Raw genomic sequence first — 17,218 nt, 5'->3', positions numbered from 1 at the left:
CCAAGGACAGCCGTACGGCGACCTCGAGGCCATCGGCGGCGGCGTCGCGCCCGAGCGCGTGACCAGCACATCCAGGTGACAGGCTTCAGACCTTCGCTAACCGCGGCGACGTGGTGGAGTTCCGGTTTAACGTATAGTCGAGTTCAGGTCTAACTTCTGGCCTCACCCTTGCTGTGGGTTCTTCTCATGGGGACGAAAGCTCGTCTGTCCGACATTCAAAGGTTTGAGCGAGGCGGAAAGCCGAGAGGCGCAGAAACATGCCTGCATTCAAAACTCGTTCTGCCAGACAGTGGAGGAGCAATAGTATGGCCGATCAGCGCGAGACTAAGGTCGCTTATCCGTATATGTCAGCGGGCCAGTGGTACGGCGTCCGAGCGAAGTTGCGTCAGTCGCTGCCGTCCGTCGTTGACGTTGACTGGGTTATGGCCGCGCTGGGCACATCCGAAAAGGGCGCTCGGAACATCCTTCCTCAGCTCAAAGCGGTGGGTGTGCTGCTCTCGGACGGGAAGCCGAACACCGAGATTGTTCATGACCTGCGGGATGATGACGAGTACGCCGCCGCTTGTGCGCGGGTGCTGGAGCAGGTCTACCCGGAAGCACTCAGATCCGCCTGGAACGACCCGAACGAAGACTCAGCAAAGGTCGCCAATTGGTTCATGCGCAACGCGGGCACCGGGCAGACCACCGCGATGAACCAGGCCAAGCTGTACCTCACTTTGTTAAAAGCAAAGTTGCCTTCGCCCGAGGAAGCGGCCAAGAAGACCACGGCTGCACCCGCGAAGAAGACCACGGCTGCACCCGCGAAGAAGACCACGGCTGCACCCGCGAAGAAGACCACGGCTGTGCCCGCGAAGAAGTCCGCCCCGAAGGGCGACACAGTCGGGGAAGAGCGGCCCGTCGGCACCGGTCGTCACGAGCAGCCGCCGCCGCTCACGCCGCCTTCCCCCGCCAACACGCTGGGGCCGAACCTGCACATTGACGTTCAGATTCATATCTCGGCGGACGCCTCGGATAGCCAAATCGACACGATCTTCAAGAGCATGGCCAAGCATCTGTATGGCCGTGGATGATGGGCTGCGGCTTGGCCTCCGGGTAGTCCGAGAGGTACAGATGGCTGCTGGTTCAATTGGCGATGGGACGACAGGTCGGGTCCCGCAGCCTGAATCGGCCTCAACTGGAGCTGTGGCCCTGCCCGTCGAGCAGTTGGAATCAGCCCCGGTGACGGTGGGCGAGCCGGTCGAACCGCCCACTGCCTTTGTGTCGTGGGCGCACTCGCATTCGACCTGGACGCGGGAGCAGGCTAGTGACTGGGAGTCCCAGGTCGCGGCGTTCGTGGCACTGCTGCGGCTCCTCGGGATACGCGGTGAGGTCGACTTGTTCCACCTCGATGAACCTGTCGACTGGACCCGCTACGGTCCCCACCAAGTCGAGAGCGCCAAGTACACGCTGATCGTCATGTCCAGGGCTTGGGCCGAGCGCTGGAGTGGCACGAACCCACCTCGTGAGGGTGCCGGTGCCGCAGCGGAAGCCGACGCGTTGAAGGGGCTGTTCACCCGAGACCAAGAGGCGTGGCAGCGCCGAGCCGTAGTTGTCATGTTCCCGGACGTCGAATCATCGGTTGTCCCACCCGACTTGCAACGGGTCTCTCGCGTGTCGGTAGACCCCTCCGACCCTGACTCGTTTGAGCCGCTTATCCGGATGCTCACCGAGCAGCCGCGATATCCGAAGCCGCCGGTCGGAGAGGTTCCTGTGTTTGACGTGGCGGCAGGCTACGAAGCGACCACTACTCTTGTGACGCTGCGAAGTCGGCTCGATGAGATCGCGAAACGAAAGAAGCAACTCGAAAGGCAGACCAGCCGATCGGCAAACGATGAGCGCGAAAAACTGGAAATGTCGGAGGCAGTCACTCGCGGATTTATTGACGCCGAGCTGACGATCGAGGACTAGTCGTATGAGGTCATGACGTTGTCGACGAGCTGGGACGGCGTCATCGCCCTCCAACGGCAGATGGTTATCGGCTACGGATCGTGGTGGAGTTCCGGTTTAACGTCTAGCGTTATTGACGGTTCCCGTTATACACTTGCCGCGTGATCAGATCGTTCGGCAGCAAGGACACCGAGCGTATCTGGCATGAGCAGTACGTCAAGCGCGTTGACCGGACGGTGCAGCGGGCGGCGTTGCGGAAGCTCGAGCTGATCCATGCGGCGAAGGATGTCGAAGACCTCCGGGTCCCGCCGGGGAACCGGCTGGAGGGTCTAGTCGGCGATCGCCGCGGGCAGCACAGCATCCGTGTGAACGCGCAATGGCGTCTCTGCTTCGTTTGGAGGGATGGAGGTGCGGAAGATGTCGAACTCGTCGACTACCACTGAGGGTGACCTGATCGAGCCGATTCACCCGGGAGAGATCCTGCTGGAGGATTTCATCGAGGGCTTCGGGATCACGCAGAACAAGCTTGCCGTGTCCATCGGTGTGCCGCCGCGCCGGATCAACGAGATCGTGCACGGCAAGCGGGGGATCACCGCTGATACGGCGATCCGTCTGGCGCGATACTTCGGGACGTCCGAGGAGTTCTGGATGAACCTGCAGTCGAACTATGAGCTGCGGCGCGAGCGTCGCGCTCTGCGCGAGAAGGTCGCCGCGATCACGCCCCTGAAGGTCGCGTGACGGTCGGATCCCGAGTGGTGCTGCGCCGTCCCGGGGTATCCGATGCAGTCGAAATCCATGAGGCGTTCACCTCTGCACCCGATATGCCCCGTCAGGGAGATGTGACTGGCCTGGCGGACGCCGAACGCCGAACGCTCTCTCGCACACCTCCTCGCTCTCGTACTCTCAGTCCTGTCGCTGATTGTCGCCGTCGTTGGGACCGTCCTCGCCAACAAGCGCTCCCATGAAGCCCTGAATGCGTCCCAGAAGGTAGCGACCGATGCTCGCTGGTTCGCTCTTCTTTTTGCTGAACCCATCAAGGACCGGCTGGCCAACCTGAGGATCGCTTCGATCGCACTGGTCGACCAGCTTGGAACCTGGGAGTGTCTCGACGCCTGGCTGGAGGCAGAGCACGTCCTCAGTGCCACGATCGGCCGTCAGGTCATGGACGCCGCGAAGCCCGGTGACGGTGTCGAGGAGCGAGTGAACAACCTCGTGCCTCTCATGGATTGGGCACACGCACTCAGCAGCAGCCTCCGTCAATTCAGGTCCGTCGGTCACGATGCCAAGGCGCTGACCAAGCTTCAGGACAACGCCGAGGCCCTGGTCGTGGACATCCACGAACGCCAAGGTTGGGAGTTGCCGCCCCGAAAGACCTCGCGCGTCCAACCGCTCGGCTGACCCGCCAGGAGAGTGTCGACGCCAGGTTAGCTCTGTATCTATCCAATGGTCATTCACTCGATGGCGTCCTTCTGTCCTAGGTCGCCGATAGCCTAGAGCTATGAAGACCATGGAGCAGGAGCGGGTGGAGCGCTTCGAACGCACGTTCTATGAGAAGGACATCGACTCCACCTACCTCGAGTTGTACCGCCGGGAGCCGGTCCTGCCCCGCGCCTTCGCCTACATTCATGCTGGCCTCGACGTCGAGTTCAAGCACATGAACTACAAGGCCCGAGGCGGTAGCAGCGGACATTTCAACGCCGACAACTCGAGGAACTTGCTAGATCTCATCGACCTCCTGGCCGAAGCCCGCACGATACTGAACAAGGCCGGTCACTCGCTTACCATGGCTCCCGAGTACCAGCGGGTCATCGAGAACGCACCGGCATGGCTCGTTGAGAGTGGAGGGAGCCCCATCCCTGAAGGCTTCACTCCCGTCGAGGTCGAGAGCTACGCGCCAGTCTTCAGCCTTGGTGACCAAGCCGTGACGGTGTCCGACTCCCGCACGGTAAAGCTGACGCCCATCGGCGAGGGTGCCTTCGCCTTAGTTCATCGGTTCACTGACCCGAACTACGGCATGACCCTGGCGAGGAAGAAGCTCAAACCCGGTGCTGATGACCGGGAGAAGGAGCGCTTCCGACGGGAGTTCGAGCTGATGAAGGAGCTTCAGTTCCCGTACGTCCTCGAGGTCTACAACCTCAAGGAGTCGGACTGGTCGTACACGATGGAGCACTGCGACACCTCGCTGGAGGACTACGTCGCCAAGCGCAACAACCAGCCAGGCTTCGGCCCGACGACCCGCAAGCGGATCGCGCTGCAGTTCCTCTACGGCCTCAACTTCATCCACTCCAAGGGGCACTTCCACCGGGATCTGAGCACCAGAAATGTCCTGCTCCGCACCTTCGGCGGTTCAGCTGTGCTGGTCAAGCTCTCCGACTTCGGCCTGGCCAAGCTCAAGGGGTCCGAGTTCACGATGACGGAGACCGAACTCAAGGGCACGAAGATCGACCCGGCTCTCGGCTCGTTCAAGGACTTCGGTGCTGTCCATGACATCTTCGCTGCAGGCTTCGTGTTGCTCTACATCTTCACTGGGCGGAAGAACTTGGGGCGGAGCAATGCAACTCCGATCGAGCAGATCATCCACAAGTGCATCGACTCTCAGCCTGACCGGCGCTATCAGTCGGTGATGGAGCTGATCGCTGATGTCGAAGCTCTGGACACGACCGTGACTAGAGAAGCTCCGGCGTAGGCTGACCTGCTGTACCTGCCGACGCCGGCATTGGTTGCTAACCGTGGTGACGTGGTTGAATTTAGATTCAATGTGTAGTTGGGATCCAGCTTAACCTTCGGCTACGGCAATGAAATGGGAGGAGGGCTCGTGAGTGGAACCACTGCCTACGAGGACGCTGAGGAATATGGGTTCGGCAATCTCGGTGGACACCCCCAACCACTATCGGGCGAGCACTTGCGGTGGCTAAATTCGACTTCCTCGCAAATGGCGGAGGAGTATGAAGAAGTATTCGCGCGCCTATGCGCCTATCGGCGACGACTGGACGAGTTCAGGAGTCCGGCATGCAGGTCGCAGCGGCGTGGGCCACCTTCCTCGAGAGTTGGCTGCCGCCGCAGTACGAGGTAGTCAAGAACAAGCACATCGTTGGCGAGATTGACAATGGTGAGCCACCCGAAGAGACCGATATCGTTGTCCTCCGACCCAGTTACCCGAGGTTACTGCGATCTAAATCGCACATTCTGGTGGGGGGGTGTCGCCGCGGCGTTCTCAGTGAAATCAACGCTTAAGAGTTCGTCGATTCAACAAGTTGCGCAATCTTGTGCCCGCCTGCAGCACACGATGGCTACAAGGGAAGGCCCCCGAGGAACGAACTGACGCGATCGGTCGTTTTCGGGCTGCTCGCGAGCTCGCATGAATGGAAGCAACCTTCTTCCCGCCCCCCATTACAATGTGTCCAAGCAGCTTTTTGAGGCGGATCATAGTTTTGCCGCGCGCCCGATCGCATCGCTAGATCTAGTTTGCGTCCCGGATCTGGGTACCTGGAATCACATTACGAGTGTTCGACCGCCCGTGCCTTCGCACCCGCAAATGTTCGAGGGCATACCGGGGGAAGAGCGCCAAGCGGCTATCGGCATGTTTAGTGCCATGGATGTTAGATCCGCGTTCGTGCTTAATCCCGCGCGCCGTGAAGGTGATGTCCTGGCATCGTTTCTTACCTCACTTTATTCGGGGCTCGCGCTTCAGGACCATGAACTCAAGACGCTTGCCGACTCCTTCTCGCTCATGGGCGCTGACTCTGGCGGGCGCGACAAAGCTCGAATCTGGGACGCGAGCGAGGTGCTTTCGGCAGGAGTGAGAGAAACCCCATGGAACCACTGGGATAACTTCACATTTGGGGCCGAGTACGCAACGACCTATGGATGGCACGTTCCTTGGTGAGCGGGTCGTTTGTCAATGTATGTGACTGACTGCCTGTCTTCGGAGATTAGGTAGCTTCCAGAGTGGTCTCGGCCATCGGGGATCAACAGCGAGGACGGCGTTGTACAGGGGTGACTCCGGGGGATACGTGATCGAAGGTGACTGACGGTCGACTGCCGGTCGACACTCCCAGGAGACGTTGGTCTGTGCCGGAAAGTGGTTGAGTTCCGGTTTAACGTGTAGAGCCAGGCATGTCCTAGAAGGACCATCCTTCCGTGCGGACGTAGTCGAAGAACTTCAGCACTCGCACCTGGTGCTCGTCGGCGACGTTGGGGATCTTCAAGTTCTTGTCGATGACGCCGGGGCCTTTGCGGTTCTCTTCGCTCACGACGTCCGAGCCCTCGAACTTCGCGTGGGCGATCACGAACGGGTCAGCCTCGTTCAACTGGCCCTGGACCCATCCGGGATGCGCCTGCCCGATCGCACTCACGGTCGCAAGTTCTTCGCCGCTCGTCGAGCAGATGCACCGCTTCGCAGATGCACCGCTTCGCAGATGCACCGCTTCGCAGATGCACCGCTTCGCAGATGCAGCTTTCGCCGCGGGCGACGGACTCCTCGATGCTGTCCCAGATGCCCGGGAAGATGTCGCGCGGATAGCGCTGCACGAGCCCGATGAGGATGTTGCTGTCCAGGGTGTAGGTCAATCGGCACCGCCGGTCCGGTAGTACTCGCTGAGCAGCTGCTCGACCATGGGGATCCGCGCGTTCAGCAGGTAGGTGGCGTCCATCATGTCGACGCGCTGGTCCTCGAGAGCATGCGCGACCACCCCGATGTAAGTGCTGCCGAGATCGCGGTACCGCAGTCGCCACGGGGGCACGAAGCCGTCGCTGTTCTTCCTCTTGTCCCGAACCTTCTTCCACGCCTCGTCGCTGGTCGCGCGCACCTCCGCGAGGTCCTCGTCGTCGATGACGTCGAGCGTCTTGAGACGGACGGCTGCTGCCAGAGGGCTCACCTTGAAGACGGACGCGAGACTGACTGCGAGCTCGTAAGGGTCTTCGTCCGCCGCCACGTGACGGCGGACGCTCGCTTCGGGCATGAGGAAGTTCGCAGCGAAGCCGTTTGCGAGGGCCTCCTCGTTGACGTTCTCGCGTAGCATGCACAGCCCACTGGTGCGGTTGGCGAGGTGGGCGATCTCGTGGAATAGGGTGAAGACCCGGCCGGCGGCGCTGTCGCCGCCGTTCACGAGCACTATCGGCAACCGATCGTGGTGGATGGAAAGGCCGCGGAACGTCTCCAGAGGGATCTTCGTCGTCTGGAAGACCAGGATGCCGCGCGCCTCGATGAGGCCCCGCCAGAAGTTGAACACCTGCCCGTTCTGGGATTCGGTCGGGACAAAGGAGTCCAGGAGGCCGAACTGGCGACGCAGGTCCGTGGCTCTCTGGGCGAGGGTCTGCCAAGTGAGCGGCACGAGTTCCAGGCGCTCTCGCGGCTGGTCGTCGAGGTCCAGCATCGCGTCGCGGTGCTGCTCGGCGCGCCGCATATCGCGCGCGAGGCCGGGCGGGAGCTCGTCGTGGACCCGCCCGCGGAAATCCGCAGTCTCCGGCACGTCCGGCTCAGCCGGCGCGAGGGCAAAGAAGAACCCCAAGGGTCTGTCGAGCTTGGTAGCCATGAGCGTCAGCTAACGGAATGTCGGCTGGCCCTCCTCGGACTCGAACGCGTCGATGCGCTCGGGCTCGACGCCGAGGGCCTTGGCGAGCTCTTCGCGGGGTACCCTGCCGAGCTCGCGGGCCCATCTGAGGGTGCTGCCGTCGATTGGTGCGCGTGCCACTCGACCCCTCCTGCTCGGTGTTCGGCCTGCTCTGACCGGTGCTTCTCTCCCCAGTCTACCGATGAGCGCGCGCGTCCAAGGCGTAGGATCGCCGTATGGCCTCGCTGTTCATTCGACCTGCTCGGCATCTTTCTCGTCGTCGCCGTGCAGTCTCTGCCACAGCGCGTGCAGCTCGCGGTCCTGGGCCTCGTAGCCGGGCCGGCTCACGTTCTCGAGCGGCTTGTCCGACAGTATGAATCCGTAGGCGGCGTTGCTGATCTCCTCGCCTTCGGTGCCCTCGCGCATCGACTCGAGCACCTGCTCGACCAGCACAGGATCCATGTGGCAGGTGAGGCTCCTCATGCGCTCGATCATCTCTTCTGTTGCCGGCGGCACAGCGCGCTCCCTGTCCTCCTGGCGTCTGCCCTCGATGTGCTCGCCGAGCCGCAGCTGCCACCCGATCTGGTGTACGTGCTCGAGCACCGCTCGCACGGCGTACGGGTCGGCGACGCCCTGCGGAGTCAGTAGCTCTCCCTCCGCCGTCACGTCGACGTAAAAGCCGCGTTGTTTGAAGGAGTTGTGCATGTGCTTCCACTCCTGGATCCTCCCGAGCACCTCGGCGTTCTCCTCCAAGTTCGAGGGCTCGACGCCGAACCAGTACTGCTCCAGCATCAGGAACCGGTGCACGATGTCGAGCTTGAGGTGGTGCTCCCGCCATAGCTTCCTGAGCCCGTCGTCGACGAACTCCTCGCCCTCCGGGCTGTGGGTTAAGTACACTCTGCGCTCGTGCAGCGCGATCGCCTTGCCGGACTCCTCCATGCCGAGGATTCCCAGCGACCTCGCCAGCGCGGCGTCGTCCTCGTCGAGAGCCTTCAGCGCCGCCCGGAGCAGCCCTTCGCCCAGCTGGTCCAGTAGCAGGCCCGGCAGACTGGTTCCGAGTGCTTGCGGCGGTCGATAACGTACTCGAACCGGTAATGGCCCTCGAAGCCGCAGCGTATGCAGCGAGTTAAGAGGTAGTCGGACGGCTTGGTGAAGCTGTCGAGAAGGATGAGTCCGCCTTCCTCGTACAGGACCTGCAGGTGCTTAAGGCACCAGGTCGGGCGAGTTCGCGTCCTGAATGCTCCAACGTTTTCACAGCCTTCAGCCGCGCAGCTCGTCATCGCTGTTCTCCGCTCGTAATTCGTGTTTCTTTACTTCCCTTCAACCTTATTCGGCTGATGCTGTTGCCGGAACGAGAGATCGCGGCCTCTTGTCGTCGGTTCTGGTCAGGGCTCGCGTCCTCGGTCCGGCAGAGCTTCGGAGGCGGCCCAGCCTGTTGCGTAACGAGTGGCACGGGGGACGTGGCCGACCATCGAGATGATTAGCCGCGCTCGGGCCCAGTCAGCAGAGTCTGGCCGAGGCTCGATGACGAGGAGCGGTGACGGCGACGTCGTTCCGTCGGGCGCAAGTGTCTCGTGACCCAGATGGCCCTACGTGCCTGAACTCGGTGGAATTTCGGTTTAACGTGTAGCGTCTCCTTTTCGCCTTTCTGCATTGATTGACGCAGGCCAGTTCGATTGATCAACGGCATCGACTGGCCGATAAACCCGCTCAGGTCGGATCCGGAGAGCCCATAGGAAGTCGTACCCGGGAGCAGATGCAATCTCGTCCGTAGAATCGGCGTCTGTCTCGAGTCCTGGTCACTGAATGTCGGGCGCCGGGATCTCGAACCGCTGCTCGGGAGGGCGCAATAGTCGAGCTGCATGGTCGACGACCGGTGGCGGAGTTCGCCGATGCTGTTGAAGAGTTCGCTTCGTGACCCGACTGCCGCTGCGCGGGACGCGGGACCGTACATTTCCTTGAGCGACACCGGGTGGGCAGCCTCCTTGACGCCGGCGACGCCGTTTGTGGGTCGAATGGACGGCAGTTGCGGTTTTCGTAGCAGATGGTCAATCTGCGGCTCCTGCCCGCCGACGTTTGAGCGATATCATGATGTCAGCGATTTGTGGAGGTGATTGCCGCGATCTGCCTGGTGCACGGGGCGATCTGCACGACGCGCAAGGCCAAAGATTTCGCGCACATCGGAATCGAGCTGGTTGATCCGAGGAAGGTTGACGCATGAAGCCTCATTCGATCGAGGTCCTCGCCCACGAGGATCTCGCCGAGGCCGATCTGGGTGAGCTTCGGCGGCTCTTCGACACCGAGTATCTCGATGATTTAGGGGAGTGGAACCCGGAGCAGCCCTACGGCTACGCAGCGCATGACGTTCACGTCATCGCACGGATCAGTAACCGCGTCGTAGGCCACGTGGGATGGGCACGCCGCGAGATCGCCGTCGGCAAAGAACCCGTGGCAATCGCGGGAGTCGGTGGTGTCCTGATCTCCGAAGAGGTACGAGGGCAACGTCGCGGAGTCGATCTCATGGGGCAGATAGCGCAGTCGATGCGCGATCACGGCGGCATCGCATTCGGCTACCTGGGCTGTCGAGAGCAAGTCGTCCCGTTCTACGCGTCCTGTGAGTGGACGCGAATCGTTGCGCGCGAGAGGTCGATCGGATGCGATGGCGAACCTACCGTCGACGAACCGGGTCAGCCCCTGCTCATCCTGCCGATCTCCGTGCCCCTCGAGCTGTGGCCGGAAGGTGACATCGACCTGCGCGGACGTCCGTGGTAGGGGCTACGGCAGATCGCTTTCCGTGCAGGGCCTCGATGGAGTTGAAGTTGAGTATGCGGCGTCGACAACTTCGGTTATAGTCAAGGTTGATGATCGGAGCGTTTGACGACAAGAACGCCGTGCGGCTGTGGAGTCCCGCCCGGTGACCGTCTCGAAGCGCTCAAGGGCGATTGGGCCGGTCAGCACAACATTAGAGGTGCGAGGGATCGCCGGCTGGCGTCTGTGCGGGGTGGCCCCGGTGTCGTGGAGTTGATTGGGTAGGTCGGTGGAGAGTCGAACTCGCGAGAATGACCTTGGCATTGTCCATACCTGGGGCGACGGGCCCGAAGTGGTCTTTCTGAGTAATCCGCTCGCGGATCCCGTAGCCTGGACGGCCCAGGTGAGAGATGAGTTGGTGTCATCGGGGTACAGGGTGACGACGTTCGAGCATCGTCCAAGCGAGTTTGACTGGCAAAGCGTGGTTGCTTGTGTGACGAAGTTTGTGAAACTCCGAGCAGAGCCGGTGTCGCTGGTTGGATGGTCGCAGGGTGCGGTGATCGGCCAGGAGGTCACGCTCGCGGCCGGCGAGCAGGTGTGTTCGGCTGTTCTGCTGGCTCCCTACGGTCGCCAGAACGAGATCGACAAGATGCTCCAGCAGGCATGGGATTCTCTGGCTGAGCAAGGGGCTGACAGCGTCCGCGCTGTCCTCGGCCTGCTGACAGCATTCCCTGCCGGGATGCTTTCCGAGGACGCCTTCGTTCGGAGTTTCATGAAGTCACAACCTGGATGGGGTAATCGGCCAGACGCCGACCTCCGCCGGCGTTCGTCGGAGTTCATCGCCTCATATCAGAACAGGCTGGAGGCGCTGAGGGGCGTGAAGAGGCCGTGCCTCGTGATGGGGTTCGAGCTCGACAGCGATACATTCGCCTTACGTGCGCGTGAAGTGGCGAATGCGATTCCTCGGGCTGAGTATCTGGAGCTTGCGGGACTCAGCCACGCCGCACCTTTCACCGACCCCGGCTCAGTGTGGCCACCCGTCGTCAGCTTTCTACGCGAGCACCACCTCGTGGTATGAACTGTTCGCGAGGTACGCTGACGTTCGATGCAGATGGCCGTACGTACCGGAAAGTGGTGGAGTTCCGGTTCAACGTGTGAGGCCGCCAGGAGGGGGCTTACCACGGCGCCGCTCGGTTGGGATAATGGCTGCATGTTCGCTCGACCTGTAGAGGTGGCCGGAACCGCGCTGGGCGGCTTCTTCTCTCTGCTCCGGCGCATCCGTTATCCGCGCCCCATCCATTCGCGCGGGCTGGTGCTGACGGGGCACGCCACCTGGATTCGTGATTCGGCGCCGTCGGGCATCGGCTGGATCGATGACATCCGGGGAAAGCCGCTCGAGGTGACCGCGCGGCTGTCCCGAGGAGTCGGGCTGCCCGACAAACTGCCGGACGTGCTCGGTCTCGCCTTGCGATTCCACGTCGACGACGGTCGGCGCGCGGATGTGCTGCTCGCGTCGACCGGCATCGGTTTCCCCTTTCGGTTCGTACTCGTGCCCCGGCGCTCGGCGACGGGCGCGACGTTCGGGAGTCTCCTGCCGTACCGCTCGCCGCGCGGACCTGCGCTGATCTGCGCCCGGAGCGTCCCCTCTCGAGTGCTCCCGGCTGACCTGGGGGGCCTGCGGCGGGCGCTCGAAGAGCAGCCGTGGCGGGTCCGGCTCTATCACGCGGCGCCGACCGACAAGTGGCACCCATTCGCAGACGTCGTGCTCAAGCCCGCCGCCGAGGCGGACTCGGCCGAGCTTCGGTTCGATCCGGTAGGGCATCCTCTCTCCGGGTCCACCACCTACCCCTGGGTGCGAAGGCTGCGCGAGCCGAGCTACCGCGTCGCGCACCGCGGGACCTCCGGATAGGCCAGGGGGCCGTGCCCCTTATATCGCAGACTGCGTGACGCTATTCGGCTGCGGAACTCGGGGAGTTCCGGTTTAACGTCTAGCGTTATTGACGGCCTGCGTCATATGCTGGGCCGGTGATCAGATCGTTCGGCAACAAGGACACCGAGAGCATCTGGCAGGAGCAGTACATCAAGCGATTCGATCGGACGGTGCAGCGGGCGACCCTGCGCAATCTCGAGCTGATCCATGCGGCCAAGGATGTCGAGGATCTTCGGGTCCCGCCGGGCCACCGGCTGGAGTGCCTGGTCGGCGATCGGCGCGGGCAGCCCAGCATCCGCGTGAACGCGCAATGGCGGATCTGTTTCACTTGGACAGAAGGAGGTACTGACGATGTCGAACTCGTCGGCTACCACTGAGAAGTGGGCTCCCATTCACCCGGGTGAGGTCCTGATGGAGGACTTCATCAAGGGCTTCGGGATCACTCAGAACAAGCTCGCCGCATCGATCGGCGTGCCGCCGCGACGCATCAATGAGATCGTGCACGGCAAGCGTTCGATCACTGCAGACACCGCGCTGCGCCTCCGGCGTTACTTCGGAATCGATCCTCAATTCTGGTTGAACCTGCAGAGCCATTACGAACTGGAGCTTGCTGAGGATCGAGTTGCTGAACAGCTCGCCGAGATCACTCCGCTGAAGATCGCTTGAGCGCGGCTGCGCCGTCCCAGATGTCGATGCAGCCGCAGTCCATGAGGCGTTCACCTCCGCACCCGATATGTCCCGTCAAGGAGATGTGACGAGCCTGCCGGACGCCAAACGCTGCCTCGTGCATCTTCTTGCTGCGGACCCGTCGCACGAGGCTCGGCGCTCATCTCAGAACCGAGGGATCAGTGCAGGCAGAGGGCCACCTTTCCGGAAGCGGCGGCACGGAACGACAGATGGAATCGTGAGGGATCGCCATTGCCGAGGGGTAGGACGATCTCGCCGTCGGTGAAGGCCGCTGCCGGGTCGTTGCGCTTGGTTACTGACGCGTGGTCGAAGACGACTGGACGGGCGAGCATGTTGGGTGGCACCGAGCGTGCGGCACCCGAGATGACTGCAGGCGAAAGTCGCTCGCCCAAGTTGGGGTGTTCGGGGTCGTTCGAACGGTTCAACCACCACTGCCAATAGCCCGGATCGTCTTGCACCCACGAGATCACGAGTCCCGAAGACGGGACCTCATCGAGGTTCTCGCGGAACTGGCGGTTTTCGACGGTGTACCACTCGTGCGGATTCACCGGGTCGAAGAGGACCAGCGCCTCCCGGGAGTCGAGGAATGGACGGATCGTGTAACAGCCTCGGTTGTCGGGTGTCAGGTACCGGGGGCGCACCCAGCCAAGACGGATGCGGTCAAAGACTGACAGCATGACCGTGCTGTAGTTCGCATCAGCATTGTCGAATCTGCCGCCCTGTCCGTTGCCGGTCGAGCCTGCCCAACGGTAGCCCCGCCGGCGGTCCGCAACAGAGATCTCCGCAGTTCGCCCCGCAGTTTCTGCGGACACGAATCGGTCGGCCGCGCTCAGGAAGCAGACGCTGTCACCGGAGACGATTTGCCCGAGGCCTCCGCCGTGCTTCTGCACTTCGAACGTCTCCCAGGGTCCTCGCGCTGCCCGGTTCGCGGTGACGACGCCATCGCTGCCCAACTCGGTGGTCACCCATCGTCTGGCGGCGGTGCGGAGACCGATCGGCGATCCGTGCGCGATGACGCCGCCACTCACGCCCTCGATCGTGAACCTTCTTGGTGGGCCGGTCCGTGACGGTTCGGTGTTGACGAAGTTCGGCGGCGTGCCGTCGACCGACACGTACCGACCGTCGTGAGCCCGGAGCGTCACCTCGTCTCCGGAGGTCACAGTGCCTGCACCGGCCGCTCGTTCGATGACGAAGTGCTCCCAGCCGCCGACGGAAACCCGGTTGGCGATGAGGTCTCCACGGATCGGCACACGAACCCCGTACCGGTCGACGACATCAAGGATCAGATGGGAAGCTTCGTGAGCGAGTACGCCGCGGGAGGCTTCGTTCACATCGACGCTGACACCGACTCCGGCATCCCGTCCGACGAAGCGAAGTCCTGACTCGGTCCGGGCATTGCCCCCATGCACCTGGCCCCCAATGGCCCCGGCCTTGATGTGCACGAGTGCTGTCCGCCGGCCATCGATCACCCCATCCTCTGCAAGCGCTGCCAGTGGCACGCTGCTGGTTTCAGCAGCGCTCAGCAGCAGATCGTGGCCCAGCGCGTGCGCGGCCCCGCGTGGAGTGCCTTCAGGCACAGGAGTGGAGAAGAATGGTCCGTGGACGCCGACGTCGCGGATGTGGAACGCGCCGCCGGACATCGACGCCAACCATGTGGAGAGGCTCGGCGCGGGTCCGGTGAGGGCGCGGCGGATCAAGGCGCTGGTGGTGACCGGTTCGCCGGCCCGCTCGAAGAAGTGCAGCGTGAGGACATCTCGCGGTGAAGGGGCCGGAGCAGGGGGAGTGGCGAACGGCCTGCCCGCGACAGTTGAACCGTCCGGAATCCAACCGAAGTCGATCCCGTTCAGCTCAGCGAGCTCGACAGTGAAGAGCGCAGATCCCGTTCCGGTTCGGCTGCGCGCGTCGATCGCACCCGCTCGATCGGTCAGGAACCTGCCGGTGCGCAGAGACTGGAACGCGACGCGCTGCCGGTGACCAACGACTCGGCCGCTCGCCGCGATCGCCCGGAAACGCGCATCGGCGCGGGCCTGGTTGGCCCCCGCATCGACCTCGCCGAGGCTGGTGACACGCACGTACTCGCCGCTCAGTGTTCGCAGTGCGACTGTGTCACCCCCGGAGAACCGGCTCGAGGCCCGCGAGAAGTTGACGAGAGCGAAAGTCTCCCACAGGCCGACTGCATCGCGATTGGCTGTGACTTGCCGACCACCACCGCCTTCGGCAGTGACGTACTTTCCGGTCCATGCGCGAAGGCGGACTAGCTGGTGCCCCATCGTCGTGATTCTCAACGTCTCCCAGGGGCCTCGGCGAGTCCGGTTCGCGTTCACCGCACCGCCGCCATTGTTCTCGGCTACGACGAACCTCCCATCGTGAGAGCGGAGAGCGACCGCATCGCCGGAGACGACGAAACCGGCTCCGGCGACACGCTCCAAGGTGAACACGGCTGCCGTATCGATCCAGGCCTGCGCGGCCTGCACGGAACCGTCATCATTCGCGGCGATGAATCGTCCATCGCTCACCTGCAGCACAATTGAATTGCCATGACGCAGCTGCGCGCCCGGGCTGGTCCGATTGAACACGCGAAAGGTCTCCCACGGTCCGATCCCGCCACGGTTGGCGAGCACCTCTTCGCCTCCGCCGCCTTCAGCAGTCAGCTGACTGCCATCGCCGGCCGCGAATGCCACAAGTGTGTACATCTCCAACTCCTTCGTGGAACTCCCGAGCCCTCAGCGTCGAGATAGGTCAAGTATTCTCTCGGCACCGCCCAGGGAGTAGTGTCGGATACGCCACTTGACATCTGCCGTTCGTGGCCGTTCGGCTCGGACGGATGAGGCGATCTCACACGTCGACACTGGCAGCACACTCCTGGAACAGCGAAGCAGGGAGGAACGCGATGCCCATTCGGCCGCGGGACGCCGCAGTCATCGATCTTGCCCATGAGCTCATGGAACTGTCAGGTACCACGGAGTACGACGCCAAGGCATCCGGCCTGCTGGCGGGAATGCTGCCCGCGGACGAGGTCATCTGGGCCGGTGTAGATTTCGCTGCGGGCCGGGCGATCGTCTGCGGCGCATCTTCGGACATCAATGACGTGCGTGCTGCCGGCCTTGCGCGGTACGGCCGAACACACCAAGGTGTGCGCAACTACGAGGAGTTCCCCCACGACCGCTCGCCTCGTCGGATGTCGGATGTGGCGTCGCAGACGCAATGGCACCAGACCCCGCTCTACCAAGAGGTCTATCGCGATTTCGGTCCGGCACATCAACTCGGGCTCATGACGCGCATGGTTGCGCCCGGCATCGGGACAGGGTGGACCTTCACACGCACCGGGTCCGACTTCACCGATCGAGACGTCGCCCTTGCCAACAGGGTCCTGCCCGTTCTCATCGCACTTGAGACAACGCGCACTGGACTGCAGCGGCTCTCCGATGTGCGTGTGAAGCCCCGAGAGCTTGTGCTCCTGAAGCATCTGGCGGCCGGCCACACAGCGCGGGCGATCGGGCACCGCATGGGCGTCACCGAACGAACTGTGCGCAAACATCTCGGCGAGTTGTATGTCGTGCTGCAATGCAATGATCGCCTGGTGGCCGTGCAGCGCGCAAAAGACCTCGGCCTGCTGTCCGGCTAGTGCTGGCAGTCGTGGGAACCCTGCCGGACTGTGCGATCGCAGCGCGATGATTTCAAGTGGTCGCGCCTGGGGGACAAGCACGATCTGGGCCAGCTGGCCCTATCCGTCGGAGCGACGCGCTTGTCGGTCTCGTATGTCACTGTCGATGAGGACAGCCGCCAACGGCGGAGTCCGGCGTGGGCGAGGTAGCGACTCAACATCCTGGGGCGATCTCGTACCAGCGTCTACTCGATGCGTTGGAACCTTGTCCCGAAGATCCAACCTGCAAGCGTGCTCTGTTACGATTTCGACCAGAGCCAGTAGGAATGGCAGGGCCGCGGATCCGAACGAGAAGTCCCCGGAACGCGTCGAGTCAGGAGTAGATGGAGTATGCCAGCAGCTCTCCTCAATGTCGGCGCTAGAAAACCTCCTCGCAGTGCCCGGAGTCGCATAGGATGGATGATCGTCACCCTCGTGCCGTTCGGTGCTATCACTGGCCTGCTCTGTTTCGGCGCCGTCAGCGACTGGATCGCCAGGGCTCAGGGCGCGGTTCCAGCTCCTGACTTCGGAGACACCGTTTGGCTTACGGTCATTGCGGTGATGATGCTGGCCATGTTCGTGTCTTGGTTGGTTGCCGGCACAATCTTGGTCCGCGAGCAGCGGGCAGCGGAAGTCCGCCGAGCTTCGCTGAGCGAAAGAACCAGCGCTGCAGAACGGCGCTAGGTGTTCCCCTGACAGGATCGCCCCGACCACCCGGGAGGGGTCCGCACG

The 17,218-nt window shown here is 62.9% G+C and carries 20 protein-coding genes; 13 read left to right on the top strand and 7 right to left on the bottom strand.

The window, feature by feature from the left end; genetic code table 11:
- Nucleotides 1–305: 305 nt before the first annotated feature.
- From RIT73_RS15535 to RIT73_RS15520, 4 genes are all read left to right on the top strand, one after another.
- Nucleotides 306–1,070, top strand: coding sequence for a DUF5343 domain-containing protein (locus RIT73_RS15535; protein ID WP_309133004.1), 765 nt, complete (start codon nt 306–308; stop codon nt 1,068–1,070).
- A 112-nt stretch (nt 1,071–1,182) separates the two neighbouring features.
- Nucleotides 1,183–1,947 carry a hypothetical protein gene (locus RIT73_RS15530; protein ID WP_309133003.1) on the top strand — a complete coding sequence of 255 codons (765 nt, stop codon included), beginning with the start codon at nt 1,183–1,185 and terminating at the stop codon, nt 1,945–1,947.
- Between the two features lie 140 nt (nt 1,948–2,087).
- Nucleotides 2,088–2,369, top strand: a complete 282-nt coding sequence (locus RIT73_RS15525; protein WP_309133002.1) for a type II toxin-antitoxin system RelE/ParE family toxin — start codon at nt 2,088–2,090, stop codon at nt 2,367–2,369.
- Nucleotides 2,344–2,664 (top strand): HigA family addiction module antitoxin, encoded by a 321-nt coding sequence (locus RIT73_RS15520; RefSeq protein WP_309133001.1) that lies wholly within the window; start codon nt 2,344–2,346, stop codon nt 2,662–2,664. Before RIT73_RS15525 ends, RIT73_RS15520 begins: the two co-directional genes overlap by 26 nt.
- Nucleotides 2,665–2,829: 165 nt before the next feature.
- On the opposite strand, the gene RIT73_RS15515 is transcribed toward RIT73_RS15520, so the two are convergent.
- Entirely contained in the window at nt 2,830–3,273 is a 444-nt protein-coding gene (locus RIT73_RS15515; protein ID WP_309133000.1) for a hypothetical protein, read from the bottom strand.
- A 151-nt stretch (nt 3,274–3,424) separates the two neighbouring features.
- On the opposite strand from RIT73_RS15515, the gene RIT73_RS15510 reads away from it, so the two are divergent.
- Both RIT73_RS15510 and RIT73_RS17260 read left to right on the top strand, forming a co-directional pair.
- Nucleotides 3,425–4,612, top strand: coding sequence for a protein kinase (locus RIT73_RS15510; RefSeq protein WP_309132999.1), 1,188 nt, complete (start codon nt 3,425–3,427; stop codon nt 4,610–4,612).
- A 281-nt stretch (nt 4,613–4,893) separates the two neighbouring features.
- Complete coding sequence (locus tag RIT73_RS17260) at nt 4,894–5,160, top strand: DUF6602 domain-containing protein (protein WP_375295020.1); 267 nt, start codon at nt 4,894–4,896, stop codon at nt 5,158–5,160.
- 887 nt (nt 5,161–6,047) lie between these two features.
- Here RIT73_RS17260 and RIT73_RS15505 read toward each other — a convergent pair.
- The 5 genes from RIT73_RS15505 to RIT73_RS15485 all read right to left on the bottom strand — a co-directional run bounded on the left by RIT73_RS15505 (nt 6,048) and on the right by RIT73_RS15485 (nt 8,489).
- Entirely contained in the window at nt 6,048–6,236 is a 189-nt protein-coding gene (locus tag RIT73_RS15505; RefSeq protein WP_309132998.1) for a DUF4411 family protein, read from the bottom strand.
- On the bottom strand, nt 6,223–6,495 hold the full coding sequence (locus tag RIT73_RS15500) for a hypothetical protein (RefSeq protein ID WP_309132997.1): 273 nt from the start codon (nt 6,493–6,495) through the stop codon (nt 6,223–6,225). Before RIT73_RS15500 ends, RIT73_RS15505 begins: the two co-directional genes overlap by 14 nt.
- On the bottom strand, nt 6,492–7,460 hold the full coding sequence (locus RIT73_RS15495) for an ImmA/IrrE family metallo-endopeptidase (RefSeq protein WP_309132996.1): 969 nt from the start codon (nt 7,458–7,460) through the stop codon (nt 6,492–6,494). The genes RIT73_RS15500 and RIT73_RS15495 overlap by 4 nt, the downstream gene beginning before the upstream one ends.
- 9 nt (nt 7,461–7,469) lie before the next feature.
- Nucleotides 7,470–7,619, bottom strand: coding sequence for a hypothetical protein (locus tag RIT73_RS15490; RefSeq protein WP_309132995.1), 150 nt, complete (start codon nt 7,617–7,619; stop codon nt 7,470–7,472).
- A gap of 108 nt (nt 7,620–7,727) precedes the next feature.
- Nucleotides 7,728–8,489 carry an AbiV family abortive infection protein gene (locus tag RIT73_RS15485; RefSeq protein WP_309133005.1) on the bottom strand — a complete coding sequence of 254 codons (762 nt, stop codon included), beginning with the start codon at nt 8,487–8,489 and terminating at the stop codon, nt 7,728–7,730.
- 1,206 nt (nt 8,490–9,695) lie between these two features.
- On the opposite strand from RIT73_RS15485, the gene RIT73_RS15480 reads away from it, so the two are divergent.
- From RIT73_RS15480 to RIT73_RS15460, 5 genes are all read left to right on the top strand, one after another.
- Nucleotides 9,696–10,250, top strand: coding sequence for a GNAT family N-acetyltransferase (locus RIT73_RS15480; RefSeq protein ID WP_309132994.1), 555 nt, complete (start codon nt 9,696–9,698; stop codon nt 10,248–10,250).
- A 379-nt stretch (nt 10,251–10,629) separates the two neighbouring features.
- Nucleotides 10,630–11,304, top strand: a complete 675-nt coding sequence (locus RIT73_RS15475) for an alpha/beta hydrolase (RefSeq protein ID WP_309132993.1) — start codon at nt 10,630–10,632, stop codon at nt 11,302–11,304.
- A gap of 132 nt (nt 11,305–11,436) precedes the next feature.
- Entirely contained in the window at nt 11,437–12,135 is a 699-nt protein-coding gene (locus RIT73_RS15470; RefSeq protein WP_309132992.1) for a hypothetical protein, read from the top strand.
- Nucleotides 12,136–12,251: 116 nt separating this feature from the next.
- The gene (locus tag RIT73_RS15465; protein WP_309132991.1) at nt 12,252–12,533 is read left to right on the top strand and encodes a type II toxin-antitoxin system RelE/ParE family toxin; all 282 of its coding nucleotides are present in this window, start codon (nt 12,252–12,254) and stop codon (nt 12,531–12,533) included.
- Complete coding sequence (locus RIT73_RS15460) at nt 12,508–12,822, top strand: HigA family addiction module antitoxin (protein WP_309132990.1); 315 nt, start codon at nt 12,508–12,510, stop codon at nt 12,820–12,822. The genes RIT73_RS15465 and RIT73_RS15460 overlap by 26 nt, the downstream gene beginning before the upstream one ends.
- 179 nt (nt 12,823–13,001) lie before the next feature.
- Here the strand turns inward: RIT73_RS15460 and RIT73_RS15455 are convergent, their stop codons facing one another.
- Nucleotides 13,002–15,536 (bottom strand): hypothetical protein, encoded by a 2,535-nt coding sequence (locus RIT73_RS15455; RefSeq protein ID WP_309132989.1) that lies wholly within the window; start codon nt 15,534–15,536, stop codon nt 13,002–13,004.
- A 197-nt stretch (nt 15,537–15,733) separates the two neighbouring features.
- On the opposite strand from RIT73_RS15455, the gene RIT73_RS15450 reads away from it, so the two are divergent.
- Entirely contained in the window at nt 15,734–16,468 is a 735-nt protein-coding gene (locus RIT73_RS15450; protein ID WP_309132988.1) for a LuxR C-terminal-related transcriptional regulator, read from the top strand.
- Nucleotides 16,469–16,906: 438 nt separating this feature from the next.
- Entirely contained in the window at nt 16,907–17,170 is a 264-nt protein-coding gene (locus RIT73_RS15445; RefSeq protein ID WP_309132987.1) for a hypothetical protein, read from the top strand.
- Nucleotides 17,171–17,218: the final 48 nt, after the last annotated feature.

Origin of the sequence: Brevibacterium sp. (assembly GCF_031179145.1) — a bacterium.
Lineage (GTDB): Bacteria > Actinomycetota > Actinomycetes > Actinomycetales > Brevibacteriaceae > Brevibacterium.
Note: the sequence above shows the minus strand (reverse complement) of the source record. Positions and strands in the feature narration are given on the sequence as shown.

Coding starts and splice junctions, on each gene's coding strand:
- RIT73_RS15535 (WP_309133004.1), top strand. CDS start 306: ATGGCCGATCAGCGCGAGACTAAGGTCGCTTATCCGTATATGTCAGCG.
- RIT73_RS15520 (WP_309133001.1), top strand. CDS start 2,344: ATGTCGAACTCGTCGACTACCACTGAGGGTGACCTGATCGAGCCGATT.
- RIT73_RS15510 (WP_309132999.1), top strand. CDS start 3,425: ATGAAGACCATGGAGCAGGAGCGGGTGGAGCGCTTCGAACGCACGTTC.
- RIT73_RS17260 (WP_375295020.1), top strand. CDS start 4,894: ATGCGCCTATCGGCGACGACTGGACGAGTTCAGGAGTCCGGCATGCAG.
- RIT73_RS15495 (WP_309132996.1), bottom strand. CDS start 7,460: ATGGCTACCAAGCTCGACAGACCCTTGGGGTTCTTCTTTGCCCTCGCG.
- RIT73_RS15480 (WP_309132994.1), top strand. CDS start 9,696: ATGAAGCCTCATTCGATCGAGGTCCTCGCCCACGAGGATCTCGCCGAG.
- RIT73_RS15470 (WP_309132992.1), top strand. CDS start 11,437: ATGTTCGCTCGACCTGTAGAGGTGGCCGGAACCGCGCTGGGCGGCTTC.
- RIT73_RS15460 (WP_309132990.1), top strand. CDS start 12,508: ATGTCGAACTCGTCGGCTACCACTGAGAAGTGGGCTCCCATTCACCCG.
- RIT73_RS15455 (WP_309132989.1), bottom strand. CDS start 15,536: ATGTACACACTTGTGGCATTCGCGGCCGGCGATGGCAGTCAGCTGACT.
- RIT73_RS15450 (WP_309132988.1), top strand. CDS start 15,734: ATGCCCATTCGGCCGCGGGACGCCGCAGTCATCGATCTTGCCCATGAG.
- RIT73_RS15445 (WP_309132987.1), top strand. CDS start 16,907: ATGATCGTCACCCTCGTGCCGTTCGGTGCTATCACTGGCCTGCTCTGT.